This is a genomic window from Flavobacterium arsenatis (genome assembly GCF_031456785.1).
Taxonomy (GTDB): Bacteria; Bacteroidota; Bacteroidia; order Flavobacteriales; family Flavobacteriaceae; genus Flavobacterium; species Flavobacterium arsenatis.
This window is the reverse complement of sequence record NZ_JAVDVI010000009.1, coordinates 133,672-157,757: the sequence shown is the minus strand read 5'-3', so window position 1 is coordinate 157,757 and position 24,086 is coordinate 133,672. Positions and strand designations below refer to the sequence as shown.

At 36.2% G+C, this 24,086-nt stretch carries 19 protein-coding genes and 3 tRNA genes; 13 read left to right on the top strand and 9 right to left on the bottom strand.

All coding sequences use genetic code 11. The features are described 5' to 3' along the window. Window positions 1–136: 136 nt before the first annotated feature. The gene (typA, locus tag J2X31_RS11570; RefSeq protein ID WP_310026887.1) at window positions 137–1,933 is read right to left on the bottom strand and encodes a translational GTPase TypA; all 1,797 of its coding nucleotides are present in this window, start codon (window positions 1,931–1,933) and stop codon (window positions 137–139) included. Window positions 1,934–2,096: 163 nt separating this feature from the next. On the opposite strand from typA, the gene J2X31_RS11565 reads away from it, so the two are divergent. Beyond that, window positions 2,097–3,812, top strand: a complete 1,716-nt coding sequence (locus J2X31_RS11565; RefSeq protein WP_310026886.1) for a PAS domain-containing protein — start codon at window positions 2,097–2,099, stop codon at window positions 3,810–3,812. After that, window positions 3,812–4,222 carry a response regulator gene (locus J2X31_RS11560; RefSeq protein WP_310026885.1) on the top strand — a complete coding sequence of 137 codons (411 nt, stop codon included), beginning with the start codon at window positions 3,812–3,814 and terminating at the stop codon, window positions 4,220–4,222. The genes J2X31_RS11565 and J2X31_RS11560 overlap by 1 nt, the downstream gene beginning before the upstream one ends. A gap of 53 nt (window positions 4,223–4,275) precedes the next feature. Here the strand turns inward: J2X31_RS11560 and rpsT are convergent, their stop codons facing one another. The 5 genes from rpsT to proS all read right to left on the bottom strand — a co-directional run bounded on the left by rpsT (window position 4,276) and on the right by proS (window position 6,537). Further along, a complete protein-coding gene (rpsT, locus tag J2X31_RS11555; protein WP_310026883.1) occupies window positions 4,276–4,527 on the bottom strand; it encodes a 30S ribosomal protein S20 in 252 nt (83 codons plus the stop codon). A 156-nt stretch (window positions 4,528–4,683) separates the two neighbouring features. Beyond that, window positions 4,684–4,755, bottom strand: a tRNA-Glu gene (locus J2X31_RS11550). A 40-nt stretch (window positions 4,756–4,795) separates the two neighbouring features. Further along, a tRNA-Glu gene (locus J2X31_RS11545) sits at window positions 4,796–4,867 on the bottom strand. A gap of 32 nt (window positions 4,868–4,899) precedes the next feature. Next, window positions 4,900–4,971, bottom strand: a tRNA-Glu gene (locus J2X31_RS11540). 87 nt (window positions 4,972–5,058) lie between these two features. Continuing rightward, a complete protein-coding gene (gene proS / locus J2X31_RS11535) occupies window positions 5,059–6,537 on the bottom strand; it encodes a proline--tRNA ligase (RefSeq protein WP_310026882.1) in 1,479 nt (492 codons plus the stop codon). 101 nt (window positions 6,538–6,638) lie between these two features. Between proS and J2X31_RS11530 the strand changes: the two genes are divergently transcribed. The 3 genes from J2X31_RS11530 (at window position 6,639) to J2X31_RS11520 (ending at window position 11,202) form a co-directional block, all read left to right on the top strand. After that, window positions 6,639–7,628: a hypothetical protein gene (locus J2X31_RS11530; RefSeq protein WP_310026880.1), complete on the top strand. Its 990-nt coding sequence runs from the start codon at window positions 6,639–6,641 to the stop codon at window positions 7,626–7,628. A gap of 83 nt (window positions 7,629–7,711) precedes the next feature. Further along, window positions 7,712–9,199 (top strand): OmpP1/FadL family transporter, encoded by a 1,488-nt coding sequence (locus J2X31_RS11525; RefSeq protein WP_310026878.1) that lies wholly within the window; start codon window positions 7,712–7,714, stop codon window positions 9,197–9,199. Between the two features lie 140 nt (window positions 9,200–9,339). Continuing rightward, window positions 9,340–11,202 carry an ABC-F family ATP-binding cassette domain-containing protein gene (locus tag J2X31_RS11520; protein ID WP_310026877.1) on the top strand — a complete coding sequence of 621 codons (1,863 nt, stop codon included), beginning with the start codon at window positions 9,340–9,342 and terminating at the stop codon, window positions 11,200–11,202. 124 nt (window positions 11,203–11,326) lie between these two features. Here the strand turns inward: J2X31_RS11520 and J2X31_RS11515 are convergent, their stop codons facing one another. After that, window positions 11,327–12,880 (bottom strand): SDR family NAD(P)-dependent oxidoreductase, encoded by a 1,554-nt coding sequence (locus J2X31_RS11515; RefSeq protein ID WP_374725221.1) that lies wholly within the window; start codon window positions 12,878–12,880, stop codon window positions 11,327–11,329. Between the two features lie 212 nt (window positions 12,881–13,092). Here J2X31_RS11515 and J2X31_RS11510 point away from each other — a divergent pair, with 212 nt between their 5' ends. Continuing rightward, window positions 13,093–13,926 carry an O-methyltransferase gene (locus J2X31_RS11510; protein WP_310026872.1) on the top strand — a complete coding sequence of 278 codons (834 nt, stop codon included), beginning with the start codon at window positions 13,093–13,095 and terminating at the stop codon, window positions 13,924–13,926. A 53-nt stretch (window positions 13,927–13,979) separates the two neighbouring features. On the opposite strand, the gene J2X31_RS11505 is transcribed toward J2X31_RS11510, so the two are convergent. Beyond that, window positions 13,980–14,660 (bottom strand): hypothetical protein, encoded by a 681-nt coding sequence (locus J2X31_RS11505; RefSeq protein WP_310026871.1) that lies wholly within the window; start codon window positions 14,658–14,660, stop codon window positions 13,980–13,982. Window positions 14,661–14,925: 265 nt separating this feature from the next. Between J2X31_RS11505 and J2X31_RS11500 the strand changes: the two genes are divergently transcribed. The 7 genes from J2X31_RS11500 (at window position 14,926) to J2X31_RS11470 (ending at window position 23,010) form a co-directional block, all read left to right on the top strand. Further along, a complete protein-coding gene (locus J2X31_RS11500) occupies window positions 14,926–15,498 on the top strand; it encodes a cob(I)yrinic acid a,c-diamide adenosyltransferase (protein ID WP_310026870.1) in 573 nt (190 codons plus the stop codon). Between the two features lie 174 nt (window positions 15,499–15,672). Continuing rightward, the gene (locus tag J2X31_RS11495) at window positions 15,673–15,894 is read left to right on the top strand and encodes a DUF2795 domain-containing protein (protein ID WP_022828503.1); all 222 of its coding nucleotides are present in this window, start codon (window positions 15,673–15,675) and stop codon (window positions 15,892–15,894) included. Between the two features lie 149 nt (window positions 15,895–16,043). Then, window positions 16,044–19,403, top strand: a complete 3,360-nt coding sequence (secA, locus tag J2X31_RS11490) for a preprotein translocase subunit SecA (RefSeq protein ID WP_310026869.1) — start codon at window positions 16,044–16,046, stop codon at window positions 19,401–19,403. Window positions 19,404–19,488: 85 nt separating this feature from the next. Further along, a complete protein-coding gene (locus J2X31_RS11485; protein ID WP_310026867.1) occupies window positions 19,489–20,409 on the top strand; it encodes an oxidoreductase in 921 nt (306 codons plus the stop codon). A 35-nt stretch (window positions 20,410–20,444) separates the two neighbouring features. Further along, the gene (locus J2X31_RS11480; RefSeq protein WP_310026866.1) at window positions 20,445–20,936 is read left to right on the top strand and encodes a hypothetical protein; all 492 of its coding nucleotides are present in this window, start codon (window positions 20,445–20,447) and stop codon (window positions 20,934–20,936) included. Between the two features lie 190 nt (window positions 20,937–21,126). Further along, entirely contained in the window at window positions 21,127–21,978 is an 852-nt protein-coding gene (locus J2X31_RS11475; protein ID WP_310026863.1) for a transketolase, read from the top strand. Between the two features lie 78 nt (window positions 21,979–22,056). Further along, window positions 22,057–23,010, top strand: coding sequence for a transketolase family protein (locus J2X31_RS11470; protein ID WP_310026861.1), 954 nt, complete (start codon window positions 22,057–22,059; stop codon window positions 23,008–23,010). Between the two features lie 78 nt (window positions 23,011–23,088). On the opposite strand, the gene J2X31_RS11465 is transcribed toward J2X31_RS11470, so the two are convergent. Next, complete coding sequence (locus J2X31_RS11465; RefSeq protein ID WP_310026860.1) at window positions 23,089–24,060, bottom strand: FKBP-type peptidyl-prolyl cis-trans isomerase; 972 nt, start codon at window positions 24,058–24,060, stop codon at window positions 23,089–23,091. Window positions 24,061–24,086 lie beyond the last annotated feature (26 nt).

The following is a 24,086-nucleotide window of genomic DNA, read 5'->3' as shown; positions in this document are numbered from 1 at the left end:
CTTTTGTGTCTTGGAAAAAAACATTTTCAAGAACAAGATTGAAATGAAAAGCAGGAAATAGCTTCAAATAAAAAAAGCCACTCTTTTCAGAATGGCTTTTAGTTCCTTCGCAAAGCTCAGGATGACAATATTTTGATTAAACTTTAAATCTTTTTCTATCGGTTTCTGTCAAATATATTTTTCTCAAACGAATAGATTTTGGTGTAACCTCTACATACTCATCTTTTTGAATGTATTCTAAAGCTTCTTCAAGAGAGAAAATGACTGGCGGGATGATTCTCGCTTTTTCATCGTTTCCAGAAGAACGAACGTTAGATTGCTTTTTCTCTTTTGTTACGTTTACTGACATATCATCAGCACGAGAGTTTTCTCCAATTACCTGACCTTCATAAATATCAGAGTTTGGTTCAATGAAGAATTTACCACGATCCTGCAATTTATCGATAGAATATGGAATCGCTTTTCCTTTTTCCATAGAAATCAATGAACCTTTGTTTCGTCCAGCAATTTCTCCTTTGAAAGGCTCATATCCGATAAAACGATGTGCCATAATAGCCTCACCAGCTGTAGCAGTCAATAATTGGTTACGCAATCCAATGATTCCACGTGATGGAATGTTGAATTTGATAATCATACGTTCTCCTTTTGTTTCCATGCTCAACATTTCTCCTTTTCGAAGCGTAACGAACTCAACCGCTCTTCCAGAAAGTGTTTCTGGTAAATCAATTGTCAATTCCTCAATTGGCTCACATTTTTTACCATCAATTTCTTTGATGATAACTTGTGGTTGACCAATTTGCAACTCATATCCTTCTCTTCTCATTGTTTCAATAAGAACTGACAAGTGCAATACTCCACGACCAAAAACCATGAATTTATCGGCAGAATCAGTTTCACCTAGCTTCATTGCTAAGTTTTTCTCTAATTCTTTCGTAAGTCTTTCTCTAATGTGACGAGAAGTTACAAATTTACCCTCTTTTCCAAAGAAAGGAGAGTCATTAATTGTAAACAACATACTCATTGTTGGCTCATCGATGGCGATGGTTTGCAAACCTTCTGGGTTTTCATGATCAGCAATTGTGTCACCAATCTCAAAACCTTCTACACCAACAATAGCACAAATATCTCCAGCAATTACTTCAGTTACTTTTTTACGACCAAGGCCTTCAAAAGTATGTAATTCTTTAATTCTAGATTTTGTTATTGAACCATCTCTTTTTACCAAAGAAATCGGCATACCTTCTTTCAAAACACCTCTCTCTAAACGACCAATTGCAATACGACCTGTAAATGCAGAGAAATCTAAAGAAGTAATTAACATTTGTGGTGTTCCTTCTGAAACTTTAGGAGCTGGTACATTTTCAATAACCATATCTAATAATGCTTCAACATTATCAGTTACGTTTTCCCAGTGGTCAGACATCCAGTTGTTTTTTGCAGAACCATAAACAGTTGGGAAATCCAATTGCTCTTCAGTCGCTCCAAGTTCGAACATCAAGTCGAAAACTTTTTCATGAACTTCTTCCGGAGTACAGTTTTCTTTATCTACTTTATTGATTACAACACAAGGTTTCAAACCTAAATCGATCGCTTTTTGCAAAACGAAACGCGTTTGTGGCATTGGTCCTTCGAAAGCATCCACCAAAAGGCAAACACCATCGGCCATGTTCAATACACGTTCTACTTCTCCACCGAAATCCGCGTGACCAGGAGTATCGATAATGTTGATTTTTGTTCCTTTATATTGAACTGAAACGTTCTTTGAAGTAATGGTAATACCTCTTTCACGCTCTAGATCGTTATTGTCAAGAATAAGGTCTCCCGTGTTTTCGTTGTCACGAAAAAGTTGACAGTGGTACATAATTTTATCAACCAAAGTAGTTTTACCGTGATCGACGTGGGCAATAATTGCAATGTTTCTTATAGATTCCATTCGATTTTTTTAGAAGTTGCAAAAGTACACTTTATTTTGATATAAAAAACGAAAATAATTGGGTTAACATTTTAATAACTGCTATATAATTAATGATTTAGGTTTTAGGATTAGTTTTTAGGGAAAATTAAAAAGATAATTATAATTTCATATATTTGAGGTAATGAAAAATAAAGCAGACAAAATAACCTATATCTTCATTTTTGTATCTACTGTTTTTGCTATTGCAAGCATTGTTTTGTTTAAAAAAAATAACGATTCAGAAAATCTGCTTACCTATCTAATCATTACCGATTTAATTTTCATACTATCTACCGGACTGATACTCAAATATTTTATTGTAAAAAACAACAAAGGAAATTTTTATCGGATTGAAAAACAAAACATCGTCAATGCCGAAATTCAAGAAGCAAAAGAACGATATGATATTGTAGCAAAAGCAACCAGCGACACGGTTTGGGACTGGAAGATTGTTGACAACGAATTTTCATGGAACAAAGGAATCCAAGGTGTTTATGGTTATAACAAAGAAGATATAGAAAACACATCCAAATGGTGGTTTGACAGGATTCATCCTGAAGACAGTATTCGGATGTCGGTTAAGCTTTATTCGTTCTTGGAACAAAAAACCCAAAAATGGCAGGATGAATATCGGTTTAAATGCAAAGACGGTTCTTATAAATATGTTTTAGATAGAGGCTTTTTGGTAATTGACGACCATGGAGTACCAACAAGGATGATTGGGGCAATGCAGGATATTACCAAGAAAAAGGAAGAAGAGGAACGGCTAAAGCTTCTGGAAACTGTTATTACAAACACAAAAGACGCTGTGGTTATTACCGATTCTGATATTTCAGAATTTGAAATTCCTAAAATAGTCTTTACTAATCAGGCGTTTACTCGGATGTCAGGATTTGATTACGAAGATGTTTTAGGCAAATCCCTAAAAGCATTTATTGGAGTAGAATCCAATGATGCTGAATTTCAAAAATTTACAGCTTCTATAAAAGCCAAACAGGAATGCGAAGTTGAAACCATCAGCCATAAGAAAAACAACGAAGAATATTGGGTTCGCTTTTCAATGGTTCCCGTTTTTAACAGTGAAAAGGAACACACCCACTGGATTTCAATTCAAAGAGATGTAACCGAGCAAAGAAAACAGGAGAAGGAAAAAGAGCAACTTATTAATGAGTTGACGCAAAACAATAAAGATTTAAGGCAGTTTTCCTACATCACTTCTCATAACTTGAGAGCACCTTTGTCAAATTTGATTGGCTTATTGAAATTAACCAATGATATTGATATTCCAAACGAAGAATTAAAACTAATTATTGACGGTTTTTCAAAATCTACCTATTTGTTGAATGAAACAATTTCCGATTTAGGAAGGGTGGTTATCATAAGAGACAATCCGTCGATAGAGAAACAAAACATTTCTGTTGAAGAATCCTTCAACAATGTCATCGAACAAATTAATATTTTAGTAGACAATAACAATCCTAAAATAGTAGTGAACAATGACCAAAATCTTTCCATTTATTCCAATAAGTCCTATTTTGAGAGCATCCTACTGAACCTACTTACAAATTCAATAAAATACAAATCAACTGAAAGAGAACTGACCATTACAATTTCCATCTTTGACCGAACCCATTTCACTGAACTCGTTTTTGAAGACAACGGAATTGGAATTGATTTAAAGAAGTATAGTGAAAAGCTTTTCGGATTATATCAAAGGTTTCATAATTATCCCGACAGCAAGGGATTGGGACTTTATTTGGTTAAATCCCAAATAGAAAGCATGGGAGGCGAAATCACGGTTGAAAGCGAAGTAAACAAAGGCACCAAATTTACTATAAAATTTAAGAAAGAAAACTAATGCTCCAAAAAGTAATCTGTGTAGACGATGACCCAATAGCGTTGTTATTGTCAAAACTGGTAATCTCCAAGGTCAATTTTGCTTCCCAAATCATAACTTGTGTTAATGGCGAAGAAGCAATGAAATACTTGGAAAAACCTGAAACGATAGAGGAAAATTCAAATTCAAAGCAACCACTTCTAATCCTTTTGGATTTGAATATGCCGGTAATGGACGGATGGGAATTCCTAGAACAATTCAGTACTAAATTGCAAGAACAATATGCCACCACTAAAATCATCTTGTTATCCTCCTCAATAGACCCGAACGATATAAAGAAATCCAAAGATTTTTCTATGGTTGTAGATTTTCTGCCTAAACCACTCACGAAGGAAATGCTTGAATTGATTTCAGAAAAAATAGAGACATAAAAAAAAGCTCTCGAATGAGAGCTTTTTGATTTATAAGGTAAGTTGTAATTCAATTACAATTTAGCAACGTGTTTTGTTAACTTTGATTTCAAGTTAGAAGCTTTATTATCATGAATGATGTTTTTCTTCGCTAACTTGTCAACCATAGAAATAACAGCAGATAATTTAGAAGTAGCATCAGCTTTATCTGTAGCTAATCTTAATGCTTTGATTGCATTACGAGTAGTTTTATGCTGGTATCTGTTTAATACTCTTCTTTTTTCGTTACTTCTGATTCTTTTTAATGCTGACTTATGATTTGCCATTTCTTTTTAATTTTAGATGTAATAATTATTTATAGATACTAGTTAAAAAAGAAAAACCTCCCACAATTGCAAAACAATCACTTTGGTTTTAACTAATAAAACAAAAATCGAGACACCAATTCTTGTTTTATAAAACTTATTCACAACTAATTTTAGTAGTCCGTAAGGGAATCGAACCCCTGTTACCAGGATGAAATCCTGGAGTCCTAACCCCTAGACGAACGGACCATTTTCTTCTAAGTTTTCATCTATTTAAAATAGATTATTGTAGCCCGTAGCGGAATCGAACCGCTCTTACATGGATGAAAACCATGCGTCCTAACCGATAGACGAACGGGCCATTTTCAATATTTCAATATCTGCAAAAAGTAGTAGCCCGTAGCGGAATCGAACCGCTCTTACATGGATGAAAACCATGCGTCCTAACCGATAGACGAACGGGCCTTGCTTCTCTAATGCGGATGCAAAAATACAACTATTTTTTATTCGTGCAATAGTTGCTTACTATTTTTTTATCTTTTTTTATTTTTTTTAATATGCTTTCGCAAAAAGAACTCTTCCTTTCGAAGGATTTCCAGTAAACACACAGCTTCCAGCCTCTTCTACTCGATCCAAAGCAATGCATCTTATAGTAGCTTTGGTCAAATCCTTGATTTTCTCTTCTGTTTCTGGAGTTCCGTCCCAATGTGCTGAAATAAAGCCTGTTTTATTTTCCAAAACGTCTTTAAACTCCTCAAATGAGTTTACTTCCGTAATATGTTCGTTTCTATAATTTAAAGCCTTGTTGAACAAATCTTCTTGGATTTTCTCCAATAAATCGCTCACATAATTTACGATTCCATCTTTTAAAACCACTTCTTTTGTCAAAGTATCTCTTCGAGCCACCTCAAAAGTTCCATTTTCCAAATCTTTTGGACCAACTGCAATTCGAACTGGAACACCCTTCAATTCCCATTCAGCAAATTTGAATCCTGGTTTTTGAGTTGTTCTATCATCGAATTTTACAGAAATTCTTAGTTTTTTGAATTGCGTAACCAATGTATGGGCTACTTCAGAAATTGCCTTGAATTCTTCCTCTGTTTTATAGATTGGAACAATTACAATTTGAATTGGAGCTAAATTTGGAGGCAAAACCAATCCGTTATCATCGGAATGCGTCATAACCAAAGCCCCCATCAAACGTGTTGAAACTCCCCAAGAAGTTCCCCAAACGTATTCCTGCTTTCCTTCGGCAGTTGCAAATTTCACATCAAATGCTTTTGCAAAATTCTGCCCCAAGAAATGTGAAGTTCCTGCTTGAAGGGCTTTTCCATCCTGCATCAAAGCTTCAATGCAATAGGTTTCATCTGCTCCAGCAAAACGTTCAGTTTCCGTTTTTAATCCTTTTATAACCGGAATTGCCATGAAATTCTGAACGAAATCAGCATACACGTTCATCATTTGTTCTGATTCAGCAATTGCTTCTGCTTTTGTAGCGTGAGCCGTATGGCCTTCTTGCCATAAAAATTCAGCCGTTCTCAAGAACAACCTGGTTCTCATTTCCCAACGAACAACATTTGCCCATTGATTGATCAATAAAGGCAAATCTCTATAAGATTGAACCCACCCTTTATAAGTAGACCAAATAATAGCCTCACTTGTTGGACGAACAATAAGCTCCTCCTCCAATTTTGCATTTGGATCCACCATTAATTTCCCTGGCTTATCAGGATCATTTTTTAATCTATAATGAGTTACGATGGCACATTCCTTTGCAAACCCTTCTGCATTCTTCTCTTCGGCCTCAAACATACTCTTGGGAACGAACAACGGAAAATAGGCATTTTGATGTCCTGTTTCCTTGAACATTCTGTCAAGTTCAGCCTGCATTTTTTCCCAAATTGCATAGCCATATGGCTTGATTACCATACAGCCTCTAACACCTGAATTTTCGGCTAAATCTGCCTTGACAACCAGTTCGTTATACCACTTTGAATAATCTTCTGATCGTGTTGTTAAGTTCTTCCCCATATTGAATAGTTTGGCACAAATATTGTTTAACTTATTTTAACTAAATAGTTCAGCAAAACTAACTATTTTTGTATTGTCCAACAATAAAAATACCCACAGATATGAAAACTAATTATATTTCACGAAAATCATTTTCCGTATTTTCACTAATCGGATTGGTTGGCCTTCTAGTTACGTCTTGCGGTTCTTATCAGAATACTTCTTATTATGACAGGGACGGTATATATACAAGTTCAAATAGAAATAACGAAAATCAAGTTGCTTCATCGGCTTCAAGCCAAGAATACAAGAATTATTTCGAGTCTCGAATAGAACCTGAAAATGATTCTACCGAAGTTTTCACCGATGTTGAAAGCTATTCTTCAAACTATCAAAACGAAGCTGACTACAACAATGGCTATGCAGGTTGGGGTAGCGATTCTCAAAATGTTACCGTAAATGTTTACGACAACAATTGGGGATGGAACAACTGGGGCTATGCCGGATGGTATGGTCCTGGATGGGGATTTGGCTGGAACAACTGGTACGGTCCTGGATGGGGAATGGGCTGGGGCTGGGGCGGATGGTATGGAAACGCTTGGGGTTGGAACGGATGGTATGGTAATGGCTGGTATGGCAACAATTGGGGATGGAATAACGGATATTACCATAACAATTATGCCTACAGCAACGGTCGAAGAGGTCAATCCAACTATAACAACGGAGGAAGAAATTATCTAGGTCGTTCTGAAAGTTCTGTAAGAGGTGCAAGAAACTACAACAATGGAACTTCTGTTAGAAGAAATGCAAATGGCACATCTAGAAATACTTTTACAACTCGAACTAACGGCAACAGAAACAGCAACTTCAATTCCTCAAGAAATACCACTAGAAATAGTAATTTCAATACAACGAGAAATGAAACTAGAAACAATTCAAATGTAGCCCCATCAAGAAACAACAATTCTAATGCAGCTCCAACAAGAACATCAACTCCTTCGAGAAGCTACTCTCCTGCTCCAACACGTTCATCTGGATCTAGCATGGGTGGCGGAAGAAGCGGTGGTTCATCTGGAGGTGGCGGAGGAAGATCTTCTGGAGGAAGAAGATAATCCGTTCTTAAAAGTTTATTTACCTATGTTTTGACTGAAATGTTATGGCATAGGTATTTTTTTGAATCAAAAAATTAAAAGAAATGAAGAAATTTTTATCCCTTTTTATCATCGGGCTTTCAATAAGTTCGCTACAAGCCCAAGAATTTTCAGATGCCTTGCGATACAGCCAAACCAACCTCAACGGTACAGCCCGATTTAGAGCAATGGGTGGTGCTTTTGGAGCATTAGGTGGCGACTTTTCAGCAATTTCTGTAAATCCAGCTGGTTCTGCAGTATTTGCCAATAATGCCGTAGCTATTACATTGAGCAATTACAGCACTAAAAACAATTCCAATTATTTTGGCACAACTACTTCCGAAAAGGACAATTCTTTCGATTTGAACCAATTGGGTGCCGTTTGGGTGTTTAGAGATTATGCTGAAACAAGCAAATGGAAAAAAATGACCTTGGCACTTACGTATGAAAACAGCAATGATTTCGACAACAGGATCTACTCTCAAGGAATCAACCCAACAAATTCTGTAGCCGATTATTTTATCAGCTATGCCAATGGAATTCCTGAAGGCACCATAACCAACAATAATTTTGAACGTTTAAGTTATGCAGGACAGCAAGCCTATCTAGGATATGAAGGCTTCTTTATCAATCCAACAGTTCCCGGCGGCAATCAATATGTTTCAGCTTTGACCGGAACTGGGAATTTTTACCAAGAAAACTTTATTTCTTCCACTGGATACAATGGCAAACTCTCTTTTAATGCCGCTGCTGAATATGACGAACGCTTTTATTTTGGTTTGAATTTGAACAGTCATTTTGTTGATTTCAATCAAACTACAAGTTTCTATGAAGATTATCTGGATTCTCCGAACCACGACTCCAATACTGGTGTTCAAGCTTCACGATTTACGAATGAATTGTACACTTACGGAACTGGATTTTCCTTCCAATTGGGTACGATTGCAAAAATTACCAACGAATTTCGTGTAGGTGTGGCTTATGAATCCCCAACTTGGTACAGGCTAAATGACGAACAAAGACAAACACTTTTAGTGGATTGTGCTGATTGTTTTGACGACACTACGAGTTTTTATGCCGATCCTGATTTGGTTGTGATTTATCCAACTTACAGACTGAATACACCTGGGAAATGGACTGGGAGTTTGGCGTATGTTTTCGGAACTCAAGGATTATTGAGTTTTGATTATAGCCTGAAAGACTATAGCAACACCAAGTTCAAACATTCGACAGATGTAAATACGCAACTTTCGAATCTTTTGGATACTACAAACGAATTTAGAATTGGTGGCGAATACAGAATCAAGGCTTGGAGCTTGAGAGCCGGTTACCGTTTTGAAGAAAGTCCATATAAAAATGGAACTACCATGGGCGATTTAACTAGTTATTCTGGAGGATTTGGTTATAATTTTGGCGATGTAAAACTGGACATGTCCTACACGTTTGCCAAAAGAGATTTCCAGCAGGCGTTTTTCGCTCAAGGAATGATCGACACAGCAACCATAAACCAAAAAAACAACAATATTTCGTTGACGCTTTTATTTGAATTATAAAATTTACTCCTCGGAGTTTGAAATAGTAAAATCCATTCGCCTTCACGAATGGATTTTTTTTGATTAAACTTTTAACGACTGTAAACTGTGACAACACGTTTTCAAATCTAAAAGCTTACTTTTGCAAAAAAATTACCATAGTGAATTATTTATCAGTAGAAAATATCTCGAAATCTTTTGGCGAAAGAACGCTTTTCAAAGACATTTCGTTTGGAATCAATAAGGACCAGAAGATTGCTTTTATCGCCAAGAATGGTTCGGGGAAGACGTCGATCATGAAGATTATCAACGGTGAGGACGAATCGGATACTGGGCAGGTTGTGGTTAGGAAAGACATCAAAATGTCGTTTTTGTCGCAGGATAATAAGTTGCAGGAAGAGTTGACGATTGAGGAGAGTATTTTTGCTTCTGATAATGAGACGCTGAAGGTGATTCAGGAATATGAAAAAGCGTTGGAAAATCCTGAAGATGAAGAGGCCTACCAAAGGGCTTTTGACCGAATGGACCAACATAATGCTTGGGATTTTGAAACTCAGTTTAAGCAGATTTTGTTTAAATTGAAGTTGGAGGATTTTAAATTGAAGGTAAAAAATCTTTCGGGTGGACAGAAGAAAAGGTTGTCGCTGGCGATCATTTTGATTAACCGACCAGACTTACTGATTTTAGATGAGCCTACGAATCACTTGGATTTGGAGATGATTGAATGGTTGGAAAGTTATTTTGCAAAAGAAAATATTACGTTGTTTATGGTGACGCACGACCGTTTCTTTTTGGAGCGTGTTTGCAATGAAATCATTGAACTGGACAACGGAAAATTATACCAATATAAAGGGAATTACTCTTATTATTTAGAAAAAAAAGAGGAACGAATTGCTTCGGAAAATTCTAGTGTTGATAAGGCTCAGAACCTTTTCAAGAAAGAGCTTGAGTGGATGCGAAGACAGCCAAAAGCGAGAACGACAAAATCGAAATCGCGTCAGGATGATTTTTATGTTATCAAGGAAAAAGCCGAAAGCCGACGAAAGGAAAATAAAGTCGAATTGGAAATCAATATGGAGCGAATGGGTAGTAAAATCATTGAGCTTCATAAGATTTCGAAGAAGTTTGACGATAAGGTGATCTTGGATAATTTCAGTTTTGATTTTCAGCGTGGCGAACGAATCGGGATTATCGGGAAGAATGGAACGGGGAAATCTTCCTTCTTGAATTTATTGACTGGAACGATTCCGTTGGATTCTGGAAAAGTGGTTGTGGGAGAGACGATCAAGATTGGTTATTATACCCAAAGCGGGATTAATCCGAAACCGGGACAGCGTGTGATTGATATTATTAAGGAATACGGCGAATATATTCCGCTGACGAAAGGGAAGATTATTTCGGCTTCGCAATTGCTGGAGCGTTTTCTTTTTGACAGCAAGAAGCAATATGATTTTGTTGAGAAATTAAGCGGAGGTGAATTGAAACGACTGTATTTGTGTACGGTTTTGATTCAGAATCCGAATTTCTTGATTCTGGATGAGCCAACGAATGATTTGGACATCGTGACGTTGAATGTCTTGGAGAGCTTTTTATTGGATTATCCTGGATGTTTGTTGGTGGTTTCGCACGACAGATATTTTATGGATAAGATAGTCGATTTGCTTTTTGTATTTAGAGGCGATGGTGTGATTGAGAATTTCCCTGGGAATTATTCGGATTTCAGAGCTTATGAAGACAGTGCCGATGTGCAACAAAAGGAAGACAATAAAACCGAGAAAAAAGCTTGGAAGCAAAATAATCCTACTGGGAACTTGACTTTTAACGAGCAAAAAGAATTTCAGAAAATTGAGCGTGAGATTAAGGATTTGGAGATTGAAAAATCTAAAATTGAGTTGTTATTTTCTGAAGGAAAAGTCGCTGATGCAGAGATTGAGAAAAGAGCGAATGAGCTTCAAGTAATTATTAAAAAGATGGAAGATAAGGAAGAAAGATGGTTTGAGTTGAGTGCTAAAATGGAAGGTTAATTTTTTGCCACAGATTTCACGGATTCTCACAGATTTTTTGAACCATTAAGCAATTAAGTTACGTTGAGAAATATTAAACCACAACTGAATTAAATTCAGTTGTGGTTTTTTTTGTAAAAAGTACCTACCAAGCAATCGGATTATAATCCTTCAAGAATTTCCCGCACCAATGTTTTCCTGTGTTGATACCGTCAAATAAAGGATCCATTACTCGTGCTGCACCATCCACAATATCCAATGGCGGCTGAAAATCTTGTTCTTCTTGTTTTCTTTTTGCTAGTTCTGCTGGATCTTCATCCGTTACCCAACCTGTGTCAACGGCGTTCATGAAAATTCCGTCTTTGGCTAAAGTTCCTGCTGCAGTGTGGGTCAACATATTTAGAGCCGCTTTCGCCATATTGGTATGTGGATGGCGGTCTTCCTTGAAATCTCGGTAGAATTTGCCTTCCATTGCAGAAACGTTGATGATATGCTTTTTTCCTGTATTATCTTTTTTCATCACTTCCGAAAGTCGGTTGCAAAGAACAAATGGTGCTACCGAATTCACCAATTGCACTTCAATCATTTCTGTCGTTTCAATCTGACCTAATTTTAATCGCCAGCTGTTGGTTTTTCTTAAATCAACTTGTTGCAAATCTGCGTCTAATTCTCCTTCTGGAAAAACTTCTTGAGCAACTAAAGTATTGTCAAACGAATACGGAATCTGCGATAATTTGGCGGAAGCCCTCAAACCAATTCCAGGTTCGGGTCCGTGCCAAGTTACCGGCATATTTTGGTTGGAAGAAGCTCCGATGGTCAGTACTTTCAATTCTTCGAGACAGTTCAAATGGTCATTCAACAAGCTTTGAACATCTGGATGAAACGATGAAACAGGTCGCTCTTCGTTTTCCATCAAATGCGTATAGAAACCAGCCGGACGTCTTACCGTTTGTGCAGCATTATTAATCAAAATATCCAATCGACCGTATTTTTGTTCGATGAAATTACAGAAAATCTCCACGCTCGGAATGTGTCGCAAATCTAATCCATGAATTTTTAAACGATGTCCCCATTCTTGAAAATCTTCTTCTTTTGCAAAGCGAATAGCGGAATCTACTGGAAAACGCGTAGTTGCAATAACAGTCGCGCCACCTCGCAACAACATCAAGGTAATATGATAACCAATTTTCAAACGAGAACCTGTGATTACGGCAATTTGACCATTTACATCAGCAGTTTGAAAACGTTTGGCATAATTGAAATCGCCACAATCCGTACACATCGTATCATAAAAATGGTGCATTTTCGTGAATTTCGTTTTGCAGATGTAACATATTTTTGGGATTTTTAGTTCCAAAGCTTCTTTGTTGAGAAGTTCATTTGATGCCAATAATTTTGGAGCTACAAAGATACTTGCCTCACGAGCCGAACGGATTCCGGTTTCTTTTCTTGCAGTTCTGTCTTTTTTTTCCTCTTTTCGCTTCGCTAAAATTTTCGCATCTTTTTTTCTCCGGGAAAATTCATCACGATCGGGTCTGGAAAATTTTCCCGCAGCTTTTATTAAAGCCGTTCTTTGGTCTTTTGGAATTTCAAAAATTTGAGAAGTATCTTCATTTAATTGTTCTAAAACGGAAATACAGCGGTTGATATCTTCAGCTGAAAGTATATTTTGTGTTTCTATTTCTTCGTTCATTATCATTTGATTGGAATTGCTTTTGGTGCAAATTTCAACGTTGCAAAGATAGCTTTAAAAGTTTGTATTTTTTTGCCACAGATTGTACAGATTAGCACAGATTTTTTTCTGTAAAATTTTAAAATCATTTAAATCCTCCAAATCTCTGCCTTTCGGCAGACAGGTGTGGCAATTTTCTAGTTGCAATTCTATTTGTATCTTCGCACGACTTTATAATTATGCAACATATTTTCAAATCCTATCTGAAATTCCTTTGGAACTCCACAAACGCACACGGAGTCCATTCGCCGTTTGTATTTGATTTGGTTCGGAACTGTTTTTATGATAAGACTGATTATGCAGAATACAAGATTTTGGATGACTATCGAAATTCGTTTTTACAAAATAAAAGCACTATTGAAGTTACTGATTTTGGAGCCGGTTCAAGGATTTTTAAATCTAATGCACGACCTATAAATAAGATTGCCGAAAATGCTGGGATTTCTCCTAAAGATGCAAAGCTTTTATTTAGAGTTGTCCATTATTTTCAACCTGAAAAAGTTTTAGAAATCGGAACGTCTTTGGGGTTGGCCACTTCTGCCCTAGCGGTAAATAATTCTGCAGAAATCATTACTTTAGAAGGTTGCCAAGAAACTGCAAAAGTTGCTCAATTTCAATTTCAAAAATTCAACTTCAATGTAAATTCTATTGTAACGGAATTTTCGAAACATTTCAACACATGCAACTTACAACCTACAACCTACAACTTAATTTACTTCGACGGAAATCATTCCAAAGAAGCAACTCTAAATTATTTCGAACTATTATTACCCACAATTTCCAATGAAACCGTTTGGATTTTCGACGACATTCATTGGTCAGAAGGAATGGAAGAAGCTTGGGAAATCATAAAAAAACATCCAAAAGTAACCGTCACAATAGATACCTTTCAATGGGGTTTGGTGTTTTTTAGGAAAGAACAAGTCAAAGAACATTTTATAGTCAGAACTTCAAAATCATTCTTTTTAGACAACTTTTTAGGAATTAAAAACCTGTGGGGATTACTAAAATAAAAAAAATGACTGCCATTTCTGACAGTCATTTTCCATTCAAACATTAAGAATGCTTATTTTTTAGCATCAGCATTTTCTTCTGCCTTAGCACCCATTCTTTCCCATTTGAATTTTGGGGCAAATTTGAATTTCAATTCTGCAATTTTTCTGTTATCTTTCGAAGACAAGCCTTCTTTCTCTACTGTATTTTTATGAGCATCCAAAGCTTCATACATTGCCTTGATATAATCAAAATCTTCTCTTGAATAAGTGTCCTTGTTTTTCTCAAATTCATTATAAAAATCATTGTAAACTGTCAAGATATTATCTTTGTTAACCCAAGAAAAATCCATGTTCTCTCCAATATTTCCAGCCTTAAAATAAGCAGAACTTAATGCTTGTTTTCTGTTTGCCGGATTATTTGCAGATGCTTCTGTTGCTTTTGCAGCTTCAGCTTCCATTTTTGCTTTCAATTCAGCATATTTTGCTTTTGCTTTTTCAACTCTGTTTTCAGCATTCGATTTATCTCCTGCATCTACAAGTGCCGCTTCTGCATTAGAAGTTTGCTCGTTATAAGTTGCATCAATTGATTCCCAATTTGCTTGTGCATCAGCTACGGCAATATTGTTAACTGAATCTACATATTTCTCATATTTGTCAAAAGTTACTTCAGCATTTTTTTCTGCTTCGCTTTTACAAGATGTAAAACTTACGGCAACAACTGCCGCTCCTAATAATAAATTGATCTTTTTCATAATAATTAGTTTTTGATTTTAATGTTTATAATTTCACTTCAAAGATAGCAATTTACTTAAATTGAGTTAATTTTTTATGAATAATTTAATACTTTATCATTTTTTATCTTAAAATATACAAATTATATAACTTTTAAATTAAATGCTATAATAGTATGTGTATTTTAAAACGTATAATTTTAGCTAAATTACCAGTAAATAAAATTATTGTTATGAAGTCAGATTTAAAAAAACTTACAACCTTTGCAAAACAACCTCAAATTTTATGAAAGTATACACTAAAACAGGAGATAAAGGAACAACAGCACTTTTTGGAGGCGACAGGGTTCCGAAACATCATATAAGAATAGAAAGTTATGGAACCGTTGACGAACTCAATTCCCATATCGGTTTAATACGTGACCAAGAAATGGACACTCATTATAAGGATATTTTGATTCAGATCCAAGACAGGCTCTTTACTGTTGGTGCCATATTGGCTACTCCACCCGAAAAAGAACTTTTAAAAAACGGAAAACAACGATTGAATATTCCAAAAATAATCGAAGGCGACATTCAATTACTTGAAAATGAAATTGATGAAATGGAAAATAGTCTTCCTCAAATGACGCATTTTGTTTTACCAGGCGGCCATACAACCGTGTCATATTGTCACATCGCACGTTGTGTTTGCCGTCGAGCGGAACGATTAGCCGTACATTTAAACGAGCTAGAAGCTACTGATGACTACGTTATGAAGTACCTGAACCGACTTTCTGACTACCTTTTTGTCTTGGCACGGAAGTTGTCCTTTGACCTTCAAGCAGAGGAAGTAAAATGGATTCCGACTAAATTATAGTCTAAACCCTTTTATGTTAATCTTATGTGAATTTTTAGGTATAATATGCACTGTTTTCAGCTGTTGAGCCCTAAATATTGCAAACACGTTCTTAACTTTCTGAAAATAACTTAAATTTTACTTGACTATTTCAGTAAAAAATTTATTTTTGCATAAACTAAAAATCGATAGCAGATGTATTGGACATTAGAATTAGCATCCTATTTAAGCGATGCCCCGTGGCCAGCAACCAAAGACGAACTTATCGACTACGCTATTAGAGCGGGAGCTCCACTTGAAGTGGTTGAAAACCTACAATCTATAGAAGACGAAGGCGAGATTTACGAATCAATGGAAGAAATTTGGCCTGATTATCCAACCGACGAAGATTATCTTTGGAACGAGGATGAATATTAAAAAATAAACCAATGAAAAAGTCTCGATTGAGGCTTTTTTTTTGGTTAAATTTGCACACGTTTAAAACGACAAAAAATAACAATAATTGCTACGTAAATGAATCCTCGAAAGAAGATTCCTAAATCGTAATTCATAATTCCTAAATCAATATGAGTTTCATAAACAGCATACTTAAAGCTTTTGTAGGCGACAAATCTGAAAAGGACGTAAAGTCTTTACAACCTTACTTAACTAAAATCAAAGCGTTCGAAAGTAGCCTTGCTTCATTATCTAATGATGATTTAAGAGCAAAAACAGTTGAGTTCAAAGAAAAAATCAAACAAGCACGACTGGAAAAGGACAACAAAATTGAGTCGTTGAAACTTGAGGTCGAAAAAACGCAAGACATCGATGCAAGAGAAGATATTTATGCTTCAATTGATGCTTTGGATAAAGAAGCCTACGATATTTCTGAAAAAACCTTGATGGATTTACTTCCAGAAGCTTTTGCCGTTGTTAAAGAAACCGCTCGAAGATTTAAAGAAAATACTCAAATCAGAGTGAAAGCTACTCCAAAAGACCTTGAACTTTCTGCTACAAAAGGATACATCACTATTGAAGGTGACGATGCCGTTTGGGCAAATTCTTGGAATGCTGCAGGAAAGGAAATCACTTGGGACATGATTCATTATGATGTTCAGTTGATTGGTGGTATGGTGTTGCACCAAGGAAAAGTAGCCGAGATGCAAACAGGTGAAGGAAAAACACTTGTAGCAACCTTGCCCCTTTACTTGAATGCTTTGACAGGAAACGGAGTGCATTTGGTTACCGTGAATGATTACCTAGCAAAACGTGATAGCACTTGGAAAGCACCTCTTTTTGAATTCCACGGAATTACAGTTGATTGTATAGACAATCACCAACCCAACTCTGATGCAAGAAGAAAAGCTTATGAAGCAGACATTACTTATGGAACAAATAACGAATTTGGTTTCGATTATTTGAGAGATAATATGGCTCATTCGCCAGCCGATTTGGTGCAAAGAAAACACAACTATGCTATCGTCGATGAGGTCGATTCGGTTTTGATTGATGATGCTAGAACGCCATTGATCATTTCAGGACCAGTTCCGCAAGGAGACCGTCACGAGTTTAACGAATTGAAACCAAAAGTTGAAAATTTAGTAAGCCTTCAAAGACAATTGGCCAATGGATTTTTAGCGGAAGCAAAAAAATTAATCAAGGAAGGAAATACTAAAGATGGTGGTTTCACATTATTGAGAGCTTACAGGGCTTTACCAAAAAATAAAGCATTGATTAAATTCTTAAGCGAAGAAGGAATCAAGCAATTGCTTCAGAAAACAGAAAACCAATACATGCAGGACAACAACCGTGAAATGCACAAGGTTGATGAGGCGTTGTATTTTGTAATCGAAGAAAAAAACAATCAGGTTGAATTGACGGATAACGGAATCAAATTCCTTTCGGGAGATACCGATAGCGATTTCTTCCTTCTTCCAGATATCGGAACTGAAATTGCCAGAATCGAAAAATTGAAATTAGAAAAAGACGCTGAAGCGGAAGAAAAAGAAAAGCTTTTCCAAGATTTCAGCATCAAAAGCGAAAGAATCCATACGTTAACTCAATTGCTTAAAGCGTATTCATTGTTTGAAAAAGATGTTGAATATGTAATCATGGACAATAAAATCATGATTGTTGATGAGCAAACAGGTCGTATCATGGACGGTCGTCGTTATTCTGATGGTTTGCACCAAGCAATTGAAGCCAAAGAAAATGTGAAAATTGAAGCTGCAACGCAAACTTTTGCAACAGTTACTTTACAGAACTACTTTAGAATGTACAAAAAACTGGGCGGTATGACAGGAACAGCAGTTACTGAAGCCGGCGAGTTATGGGAAATATACAAATTGGACGTTGTTGAAATTCCAACCAATCGTCCGATGGCAAGAAAAGACAAGGAAGATTTGATCTACAAAACTACCCGTGAAAAATTCAACGCGGTAATTGAAGATGTAACCCAACTTTCTGCAGCAGGAAGACCCGTTTTGATTGGTACAACTTCGGTTGAAATCTCAGAATTATTAAGCCGTATGCTTAAAATGAGAGGTGTAACCCACAACGTTTTGAATGCAAAAATGCACAAGCAAGAAGCACAAATTGTTGAAGAAGCAGGAAAACCAGGAGTTGTAACGATTGCAACAAACATGGCTGGTCGTGGTACCGATATTAAATTGACACCAGAAGTAAAAGCAGCAGGTGGTTTAGCAATCGTTGGTACAGAACGTCACGATTCTCGTCGTGTAGACCGTCAGTTGAGAGGTCGTGCGGGACGTCAAGGAGATGTTGGTAGTTCTCAATTTTATGTTTCGCTTGAAGACAACTTGATGCGTCTTTTTGGTTCAGAAAGAGTAGCGAAAGTGATGGACAGAATGGGATTGAAAGAAGGAGAAGTGATCCAGCATTCAATGATGACCAAGTCGATCGAAAGAGCACAGAAAAAAGTAGAAGAAAACAACTTTGGAGTTCGTAAGCGTCTTTTGGAATATGATGACGTGATGAATGCTCAACGTGAGGTAGTTTACAAACGTCGTCGCCACGCTTTGCACGGTGAACGTTTGAAAGTGGATATCGCCAATATGATATATGATACTTGTGAACTTATCGCATCTTCAAACAAGGAAGTAAACGATTTCAAGAATTTCGAATTTGAATTGATCCGTTATTTCTCGATTACATCACCAATTTCCGAAAGTGATTTTACCAAATTATCAGTTAATGATATCGCTGGAAAAGTATATAAAGCTACATTAGAATATTATACAGAAAAAACAGCCAGAAGTGCACGTGAAGCCTTCCCTATCATCAAAAATGTTTTTGAAAACGATGGCAACCAATTTGAAAGAATAGTAGTTCCTTTTACAGACGGGATCAAGACTTTGAATGTGGTTACCGATTTGAAAAAAGCTTATGAAACCGAAGGAAAACAATTGCTTGCCGATTTCGAAAAGAACATAACGCTTGCCATTGTTGATGAAGCTTGGAAAAAACACTTGCGTAAGATGGACGAATTGAAACAGTCTGTTCAATTGGCGGTTCACGAGCAAAAAGACCCATTGCTTATCTATAAATTCGAAGCGTTTAAATTGTTCAGCAACATGTTGAATGGTGTGAATAAAGAAGTAGTTTCATTCTTGTTCAAAGGAGATTTGCCTCAACAACAAACCGCTCCAGCAATTCAAGAAGCAAAAGAAGTTGTTCGTCCGAAAGAAAAATTGACGATTTCAAAAGATGAAATTCCAAACAGTGATCAAGCATCTGCTGAAAATCACGAAGCTGGACAAACACAACAACGTCAGGTTACGGAAACCATCACTCGCGATATGCCAAAAATCAATCGTAATGATAATGTTACTGTAAAGCATATTATGAGTGGTAAAACCGAAACGATGAAATACAAGAAAGCCGAAACACTTTTATCTAGCGGAGAATGGGTTATCGTTAACGAATAATCTAGTCTAAAAGAATACCAAATCCTCAATTGCAATTTGTAATTGGGGATTTTTTATATTTGAGAGAAATTCAAATCCAAAACCTATGAAAACATTTACGCTTGCCATTTTCTATCTGGTGTTAGCCAGTTCAACAATTTATGCCCAAGAAATTATGTTGTTCAACATATCAGACTCTAATAACAAGACGCTTTTCATATCACTCTCTGACATTTATCCCTTGAGTGACCACATTGATTCACTGGCGATTCCTGAAGAAAGTAGCGAAGAACATTTCACATTGAACTCAAAATATAGAAAACGCTTTTTAACCAAGACAAAAATTGCCGAAACCGACAAAGTTTTTCTTTATGATTATGTACAAAATGAACTTCTGTCATTCACAGTAAAAAACTTAAATGTCGTTGCAAATATCAGTCCTTATAAAAGTGGCGATGAAACACCTTTTTCCCAATATGACTATATGATTGGTTTCGAAATCGATAAAAAACTGACAAAAGTATTTGGTGATAATTCTTATGAGATTTTGGTAGCCGTTGGGAAAAAAAATCCATTTGCTGGAAAGCAACTAACAGCCATTGTTTGGAAGAAAATCAACTCAAAAGAGTTTCCTTCAAAGAAAATAAAGGATGAATTTGGATATCTTGAGCAAGAATATACAATCGGAGATTCTTACCTTTCTAAATTTGAAGATTTAGAATATTTTATTCAAAATCTTATACGCAATAAATCAACTTTTGCTAGAAGATTATTGGTTGTAAACACAAAAACAAACGAAATTATTTATGATGAATTATTCTGCGAAAACGAAAGTGATTCGCTTGCTCCATTAAATTTCATAAATAAAGAAGAAGGAAACACTCCAAATCAATGGACGGGAAAACTCTTTAACAACAAAGAAACTGTAATTTTTGGATTCGAATATCATTCGTTTAGTTGCCCCGAAATTACAGTTTTAGGCAAAAAACCAACCCACATCGGAATCTATTGCGATAACAGACATTAAATTGGTGTTTCGATTTTAAGATAAAAAATAAAAAAATGGAAAAAATAAAAGAACTTATAAAATTACTTCTGGCAGATTTCGAATTAGAAAACGAAGAAGAAATCATTGCAAATCTAGCTTTAGCTAAAGAAAATCCGACAGAATATCTAAAAGAAAATGATGCAGAATGGTTGGAGGAATTTGCTCCAGAAGATGCTTTGCAATTTGCCATCACCAATGAAATTTATGATTTTATAATTGTTGGCGATAAGATTGACGAAATCCACGAATTGATTGTGGATGAATTTGAAGGCGATTTTCCTGAATATCCTTATGAACTAAAACTCAATACACAAGAATATTTAGAATGGGTTTCGAAAGAAATTGACGAAAGCTATCCTGATTTAGAACTGATTGAATTTGGTGATAGTTTTGGCGATTCAATTCAGTTGTTATTAGTTTTAAAAAAGGATGTTGCTCGAATTAAAGAACTTGCTTCTGAATTTAATATTCGTTGCAACACTACGGACGAAATCTTGAAATTATAAATCCTTATCAAAGAGAAATTCATCCTTTTAGTAGAAACCAATTAATAAAATCCTCAAATTAAATTCAATTTGAGGATTTTATTTTTTGCTAACAAAACCCTTAACAACTTCTTGAAAATCTAAAAAATCCAATGACTAAAAACCGAAATATCTGATTATCTTTGCGACAGTTTAAACTTTAATTCATAAAATGAAGCCTAACACACAACAACTAAACAATTTAAGCATTCAAGTAAGAAGAGACATTCTTAGAATGGTTCACGCAGTAAATTCAGGTCATCCGGGAGGTTCTTTGGGTTGTACGGAATTTCTTGTAGCACTTTATCAAAATCTGATGGATCGAAAAGAAGGTTTTGATATGGACGGTATCGGCGAAGATTTATTTTTTCTTTCAAACGGACATATCTCGCCTGTTTTCTACAGCGTTTTGGCAAGAAGCGGTTATTTTCCAGTTTCGGAATTGGCGACTTTCCGTTTGCTAAATTCTCGCCTTCAAGGACACCCAACAACCCACGAAGGTTTGCCTGGAGTGAGAATCGCATCAGGATCGCTAGGACAAGGCATGTCTGTAGCAATTGGTGCCGCTCAAGCAAAGAAATTGAACAAATGCAACCATTTGGTTTATACACTTCACGGTGATGGAGAGTTGCAAGAAGGACAAAACTGGGAAGCAATCATGTATGCTTCTGCAAAAAAAGTGGACAACCTTATTGCCACAATCGACCTTAACGGAAAGCAAATCGACGGTACAACTGACGAAGTTTTGAACATGGGAAGCATCCGAGCTAAATTTGAAGCTTTTGATTGGGATGTGATAGATATTACAGAAGGAAATAACATCGAAGCTATTATTGCTGGTATGACCGATGCTAAATCAAGAACAGGAAAAGGAAAACCTGTTTGTGTTTTGCTGCATACAGAAATGGGTAACGGTGTAGATTATATGATGTACAGCCACGCTTGGCACGGAAAAGCTCCAAACGATGAGCAATTGGCCAATGCCTTATCTCAAAACTATTGTGAAGGCGAAAGCGACTATTAATCATGAATTTCGAATTATAAGTTAGGAATAAATTTCATAATCTTTTAATTCTTAAATCTTTCAATTTTTAAATTCAACATGAAAAAATATATAAATACAGGAAGTAAAGACACTCGCTCAGGTTTTGGAGCGGGAATGACAGAATTAGGTCAGAAAAACGAAAATGTTGTGGCACTTTGTGCAGATTTAATTGGGTCATTAAAATTTGATGAATTCAAGAAAAACCATCCAGAGCGTTTTTTCCAAATCGGGATTGCAGAAGCCAATATGATTGGTATTGCAGCTGGTTTGACAATTGGTGGGAAAATTCCATTTACAGGAACTTTCGCCAACTTTTCTACAGGAAGAGTTTACGATCAAATCCGCCAATCAGTTGCTTATTCTGATAAAAACGTAAAAATTTGTGCTTCTCACGCAGGTCTTACTTTAGGAGAAGATGGAGCTACACACCAAATCCTTGAAGACATCGGTTTGATGAAAATGCTGCCAGGAATGACGGTAATCAATACTTGCGATTACAATCAAACCAAAGCCGCAACTCTTGCTTTAGCTGATCATCACGGTCCAGCTTACTTACGATTTGGTCGTCCGGTTGTGCCTAATTTCATGCCTGCTGATGAACCTTTCGTAATCGGTAAAGCCATTTTATTAAATGAAGGTTCAGATGTAACAATTGTTGCAACAGGACATTTGGTTTGGGAAGCTCTAATCGCTGCTGAAGCTTTGGAAGAAAAGGGTATTTCTGCAGAGGTAATCAACATCCACACTATTAAACCACTGGATGAAGAAGCTATTTTGAATTCATTGGCTAAAACAAAATGTATCGTTACTGCCGAAGAGCACAATATTCTTGGTGGCCTAGGAGAAAGCGTTGCAAGGGTTTTATCGGCAAACAGCCCAGCTCCACAAGAGTTTGTAGCAGTTAATGATAGCTTTGGCGAATCTGGAACACCAGAACAACTAATGGAAAAATACAAGCTGAACAATCAAGCGATTGTTGAAGCTGTTGAAAGAGTGATGAAGAGAAAATAATCTTCTCCCCCTCCTTTTATAAAACAAAAACGTCCTGAAAATTCAGGACGTTTTTTTGTATTTTATGCTTAAATAGTTTTATTGTTCAACTATTTTATGACAGCTGGGATCTAAATATAATTTTAGACTACCGCCCGGACAAGTAGGAACTTCATCATAAGGCAACCTAACACCAGCTGCATTTTTAATCTCTACTCGGGTTAGGAATCCATCTCCATCATCATCAACATCTAAAAAATCTGGAATACCATCGCCATCTGTATCAACAGTGTAAGGATCTTCGCTATTCAATCTTTCATATTTAGTCAGGATACCATCTCGGTCATGATCCCTTTCTCTAATTGCATGCAATCTCAAAGTGAAAACAATAGGTGAGTAGGCTGGAAGTGACCCTGTGCTTCTATTGAAATACCCCAATCCGGAAGGAATAAAAACCACTCCTGAACCGTAATTACTATAAATTATCGAACCGTCAGGACCAATAACCGGATCATCTCCTTTTTTCAATAAAGATATAAATTGCCTAAACCCCGGAACAGATTGTACTTCATTAGCTGTAATTGCGGGATAAGTGAACCAAGCAGGTATATTTGCTACCTCAAATTGAGTGTTGTCAAGTCTCCAACCTCTATAGGTCACAAAAGTTGAATCTACGGTAGTGGCTTGTTCCCCAACACCTTCACTCAACATCACATAATACATCTTATACTCTACTGGATCAAGTGATACACCATCCACTAAGTTTGATGCTCTCGAATCATTCTTAATGATTTTGGATTGCAACGGAAACTCCGTATTGTCCCAGATAGAAATAAGCCCTTGAGGGTTTTCTTCCGGAATTGAATCAATCACAACATCTATCAATCCATTTACTTCTACCTTAACAAGAGAATGTGTTTTCAAATACTTTTCAATCAAATCAATATCAGTTGCATATTGTTCTGCAAAATCTCTTGGTGGTGCCACTGAAGCATCATCATCATTTTTATTACAAGAAAATAAAATGACGCTGGTTAAAAGCAAAGTAAAATAAAGCCTAAATTTGTTCATTATTAGTTGGAATTTTAGTCCCGCAA

Excerpts from the sequence above, each read along its gene's own strand:
- J2X31_RS11480 (WP_310026866.1), top strand. The coding sequence starts at position 20,445 with ATGGAAAAAATAAAAGAACTTATAAAATTACTTCTGGCAGATTTCGAA.
- J2X31_RS11470 (WP_310026861.1), top strand. The coding sequence starts at position 22,057 with ATGAAAAAATATATAAATACAGGAAGTAAAGACACTCGCTCAGGTTTT.
- J2X31_RS11560 (WP_310026885.1), top strand. The coding sequence starts at position 3,812 with ATGCTCCAAAAAGTAATCTGTGTAGACGATGACCCAATAGCGTTGTTA.
- J2X31_RS11475 (WP_310026863.1), top strand. The coding sequence starts at position 21,127 with ATGAAGCCTAACACACAACAACTAAACAATTTAAGCATTCAAGTAAGA.
- secA (WP_310026869.1), top strand. The coding sequence starts at position 16,044 with ATGAGTTTCATAAACAGCATACTTAAAGCTTTTGTAGGCGACAAATCT.
- J2X31_RS11500 (WP_310026870.1), top strand. The coding sequence starts at position 14,926 with ATGAAAGTATACACTAAAACAGGAGATAAAGGAACAACAGCACTTTTT.
- proS (WP_310026882.1), bottom strand. The coding sequence starts at position 6,537 with ATGGGGAAGAACTTAACAACACGATCAGAAGATTATTCAAAGTGGTAT.
- J2X31_RS11530 (WP_310026880.1), top strand. The coding sequence starts at position 6,639 with ATGAAAACTAATTATATTTCACGAAAATCATTTTCCGTATTTTCACTA.
- J2X31_RS11510 (WP_310026872.1), top strand. The coding sequence starts at position 13,093 with ATGCAACATATTTTCAAATCCTATCTGAAATTCCTTTGGAACTCCACA.
- J2X31_RS11505 (WP_310026871.1), bottom strand. The coding sequence starts at position 14,660 with ATGAAAAAGATCAATTTATTATTAGGAGCGGCAGTTGTTGCCGTAAGT.
- J2X31_RS11565 (WP_310026886.1), top strand. The coding sequence starts at position 2,097 with ATGAAAAATAAAGCAGACAAAATAACCTATATCTTCATTTTTGTATCT.
- J2X31_RS11525 (WP_310026878.1), top strand. The coding sequence starts at position 7,712 with ATGAAGAAATTTTTATCCCTTTTTATCATCGGGCTTTCAATAAGTTCG.
- typA (WP_310026887.1), bottom strand. The coding sequence starts at position 1,933 with ATGGAATCTATAAGAAACATTGCAATTATTGCCCACGTCGATCACGGT.
- J2X31_RS11515 (WP_374725221.1), bottom strand. The coding sequence starts at position 12,880 with ATGATAATGAACGAAGAAATAGAAACACAAAATATACTTTCAGCTGAA.
- J2X31_RS11465 (WP_310026860.1), bottom strand. The coding sequence starts at position 24,060 with ATGAACAAATTTAGGCTTTATTTTACTTTGCTTTTAACCAGCGTCATT.
- rpsT (WP_310026883.1), bottom strand. The coding sequence starts at position 4,527 with ATGGCAAATCATAAGTCAGCATTAAAAAGAATCAGAAGTAACGAAAAA.
- J2X31_RS11495 (WP_022828503.1), top strand. The coding sequence starts at position 15,673 with ATGTATTGGACATTAGAATTAGCATCCTATTTAAGCGATGCCCCGTGG.
- J2X31_RS11485 (WP_310026867.1), top strand. The coding sequence starts at position 19,489 with ATGAAAACATTTACGCTTGCCATTTTCTATCTGGTGTTAGCCAGTTCA.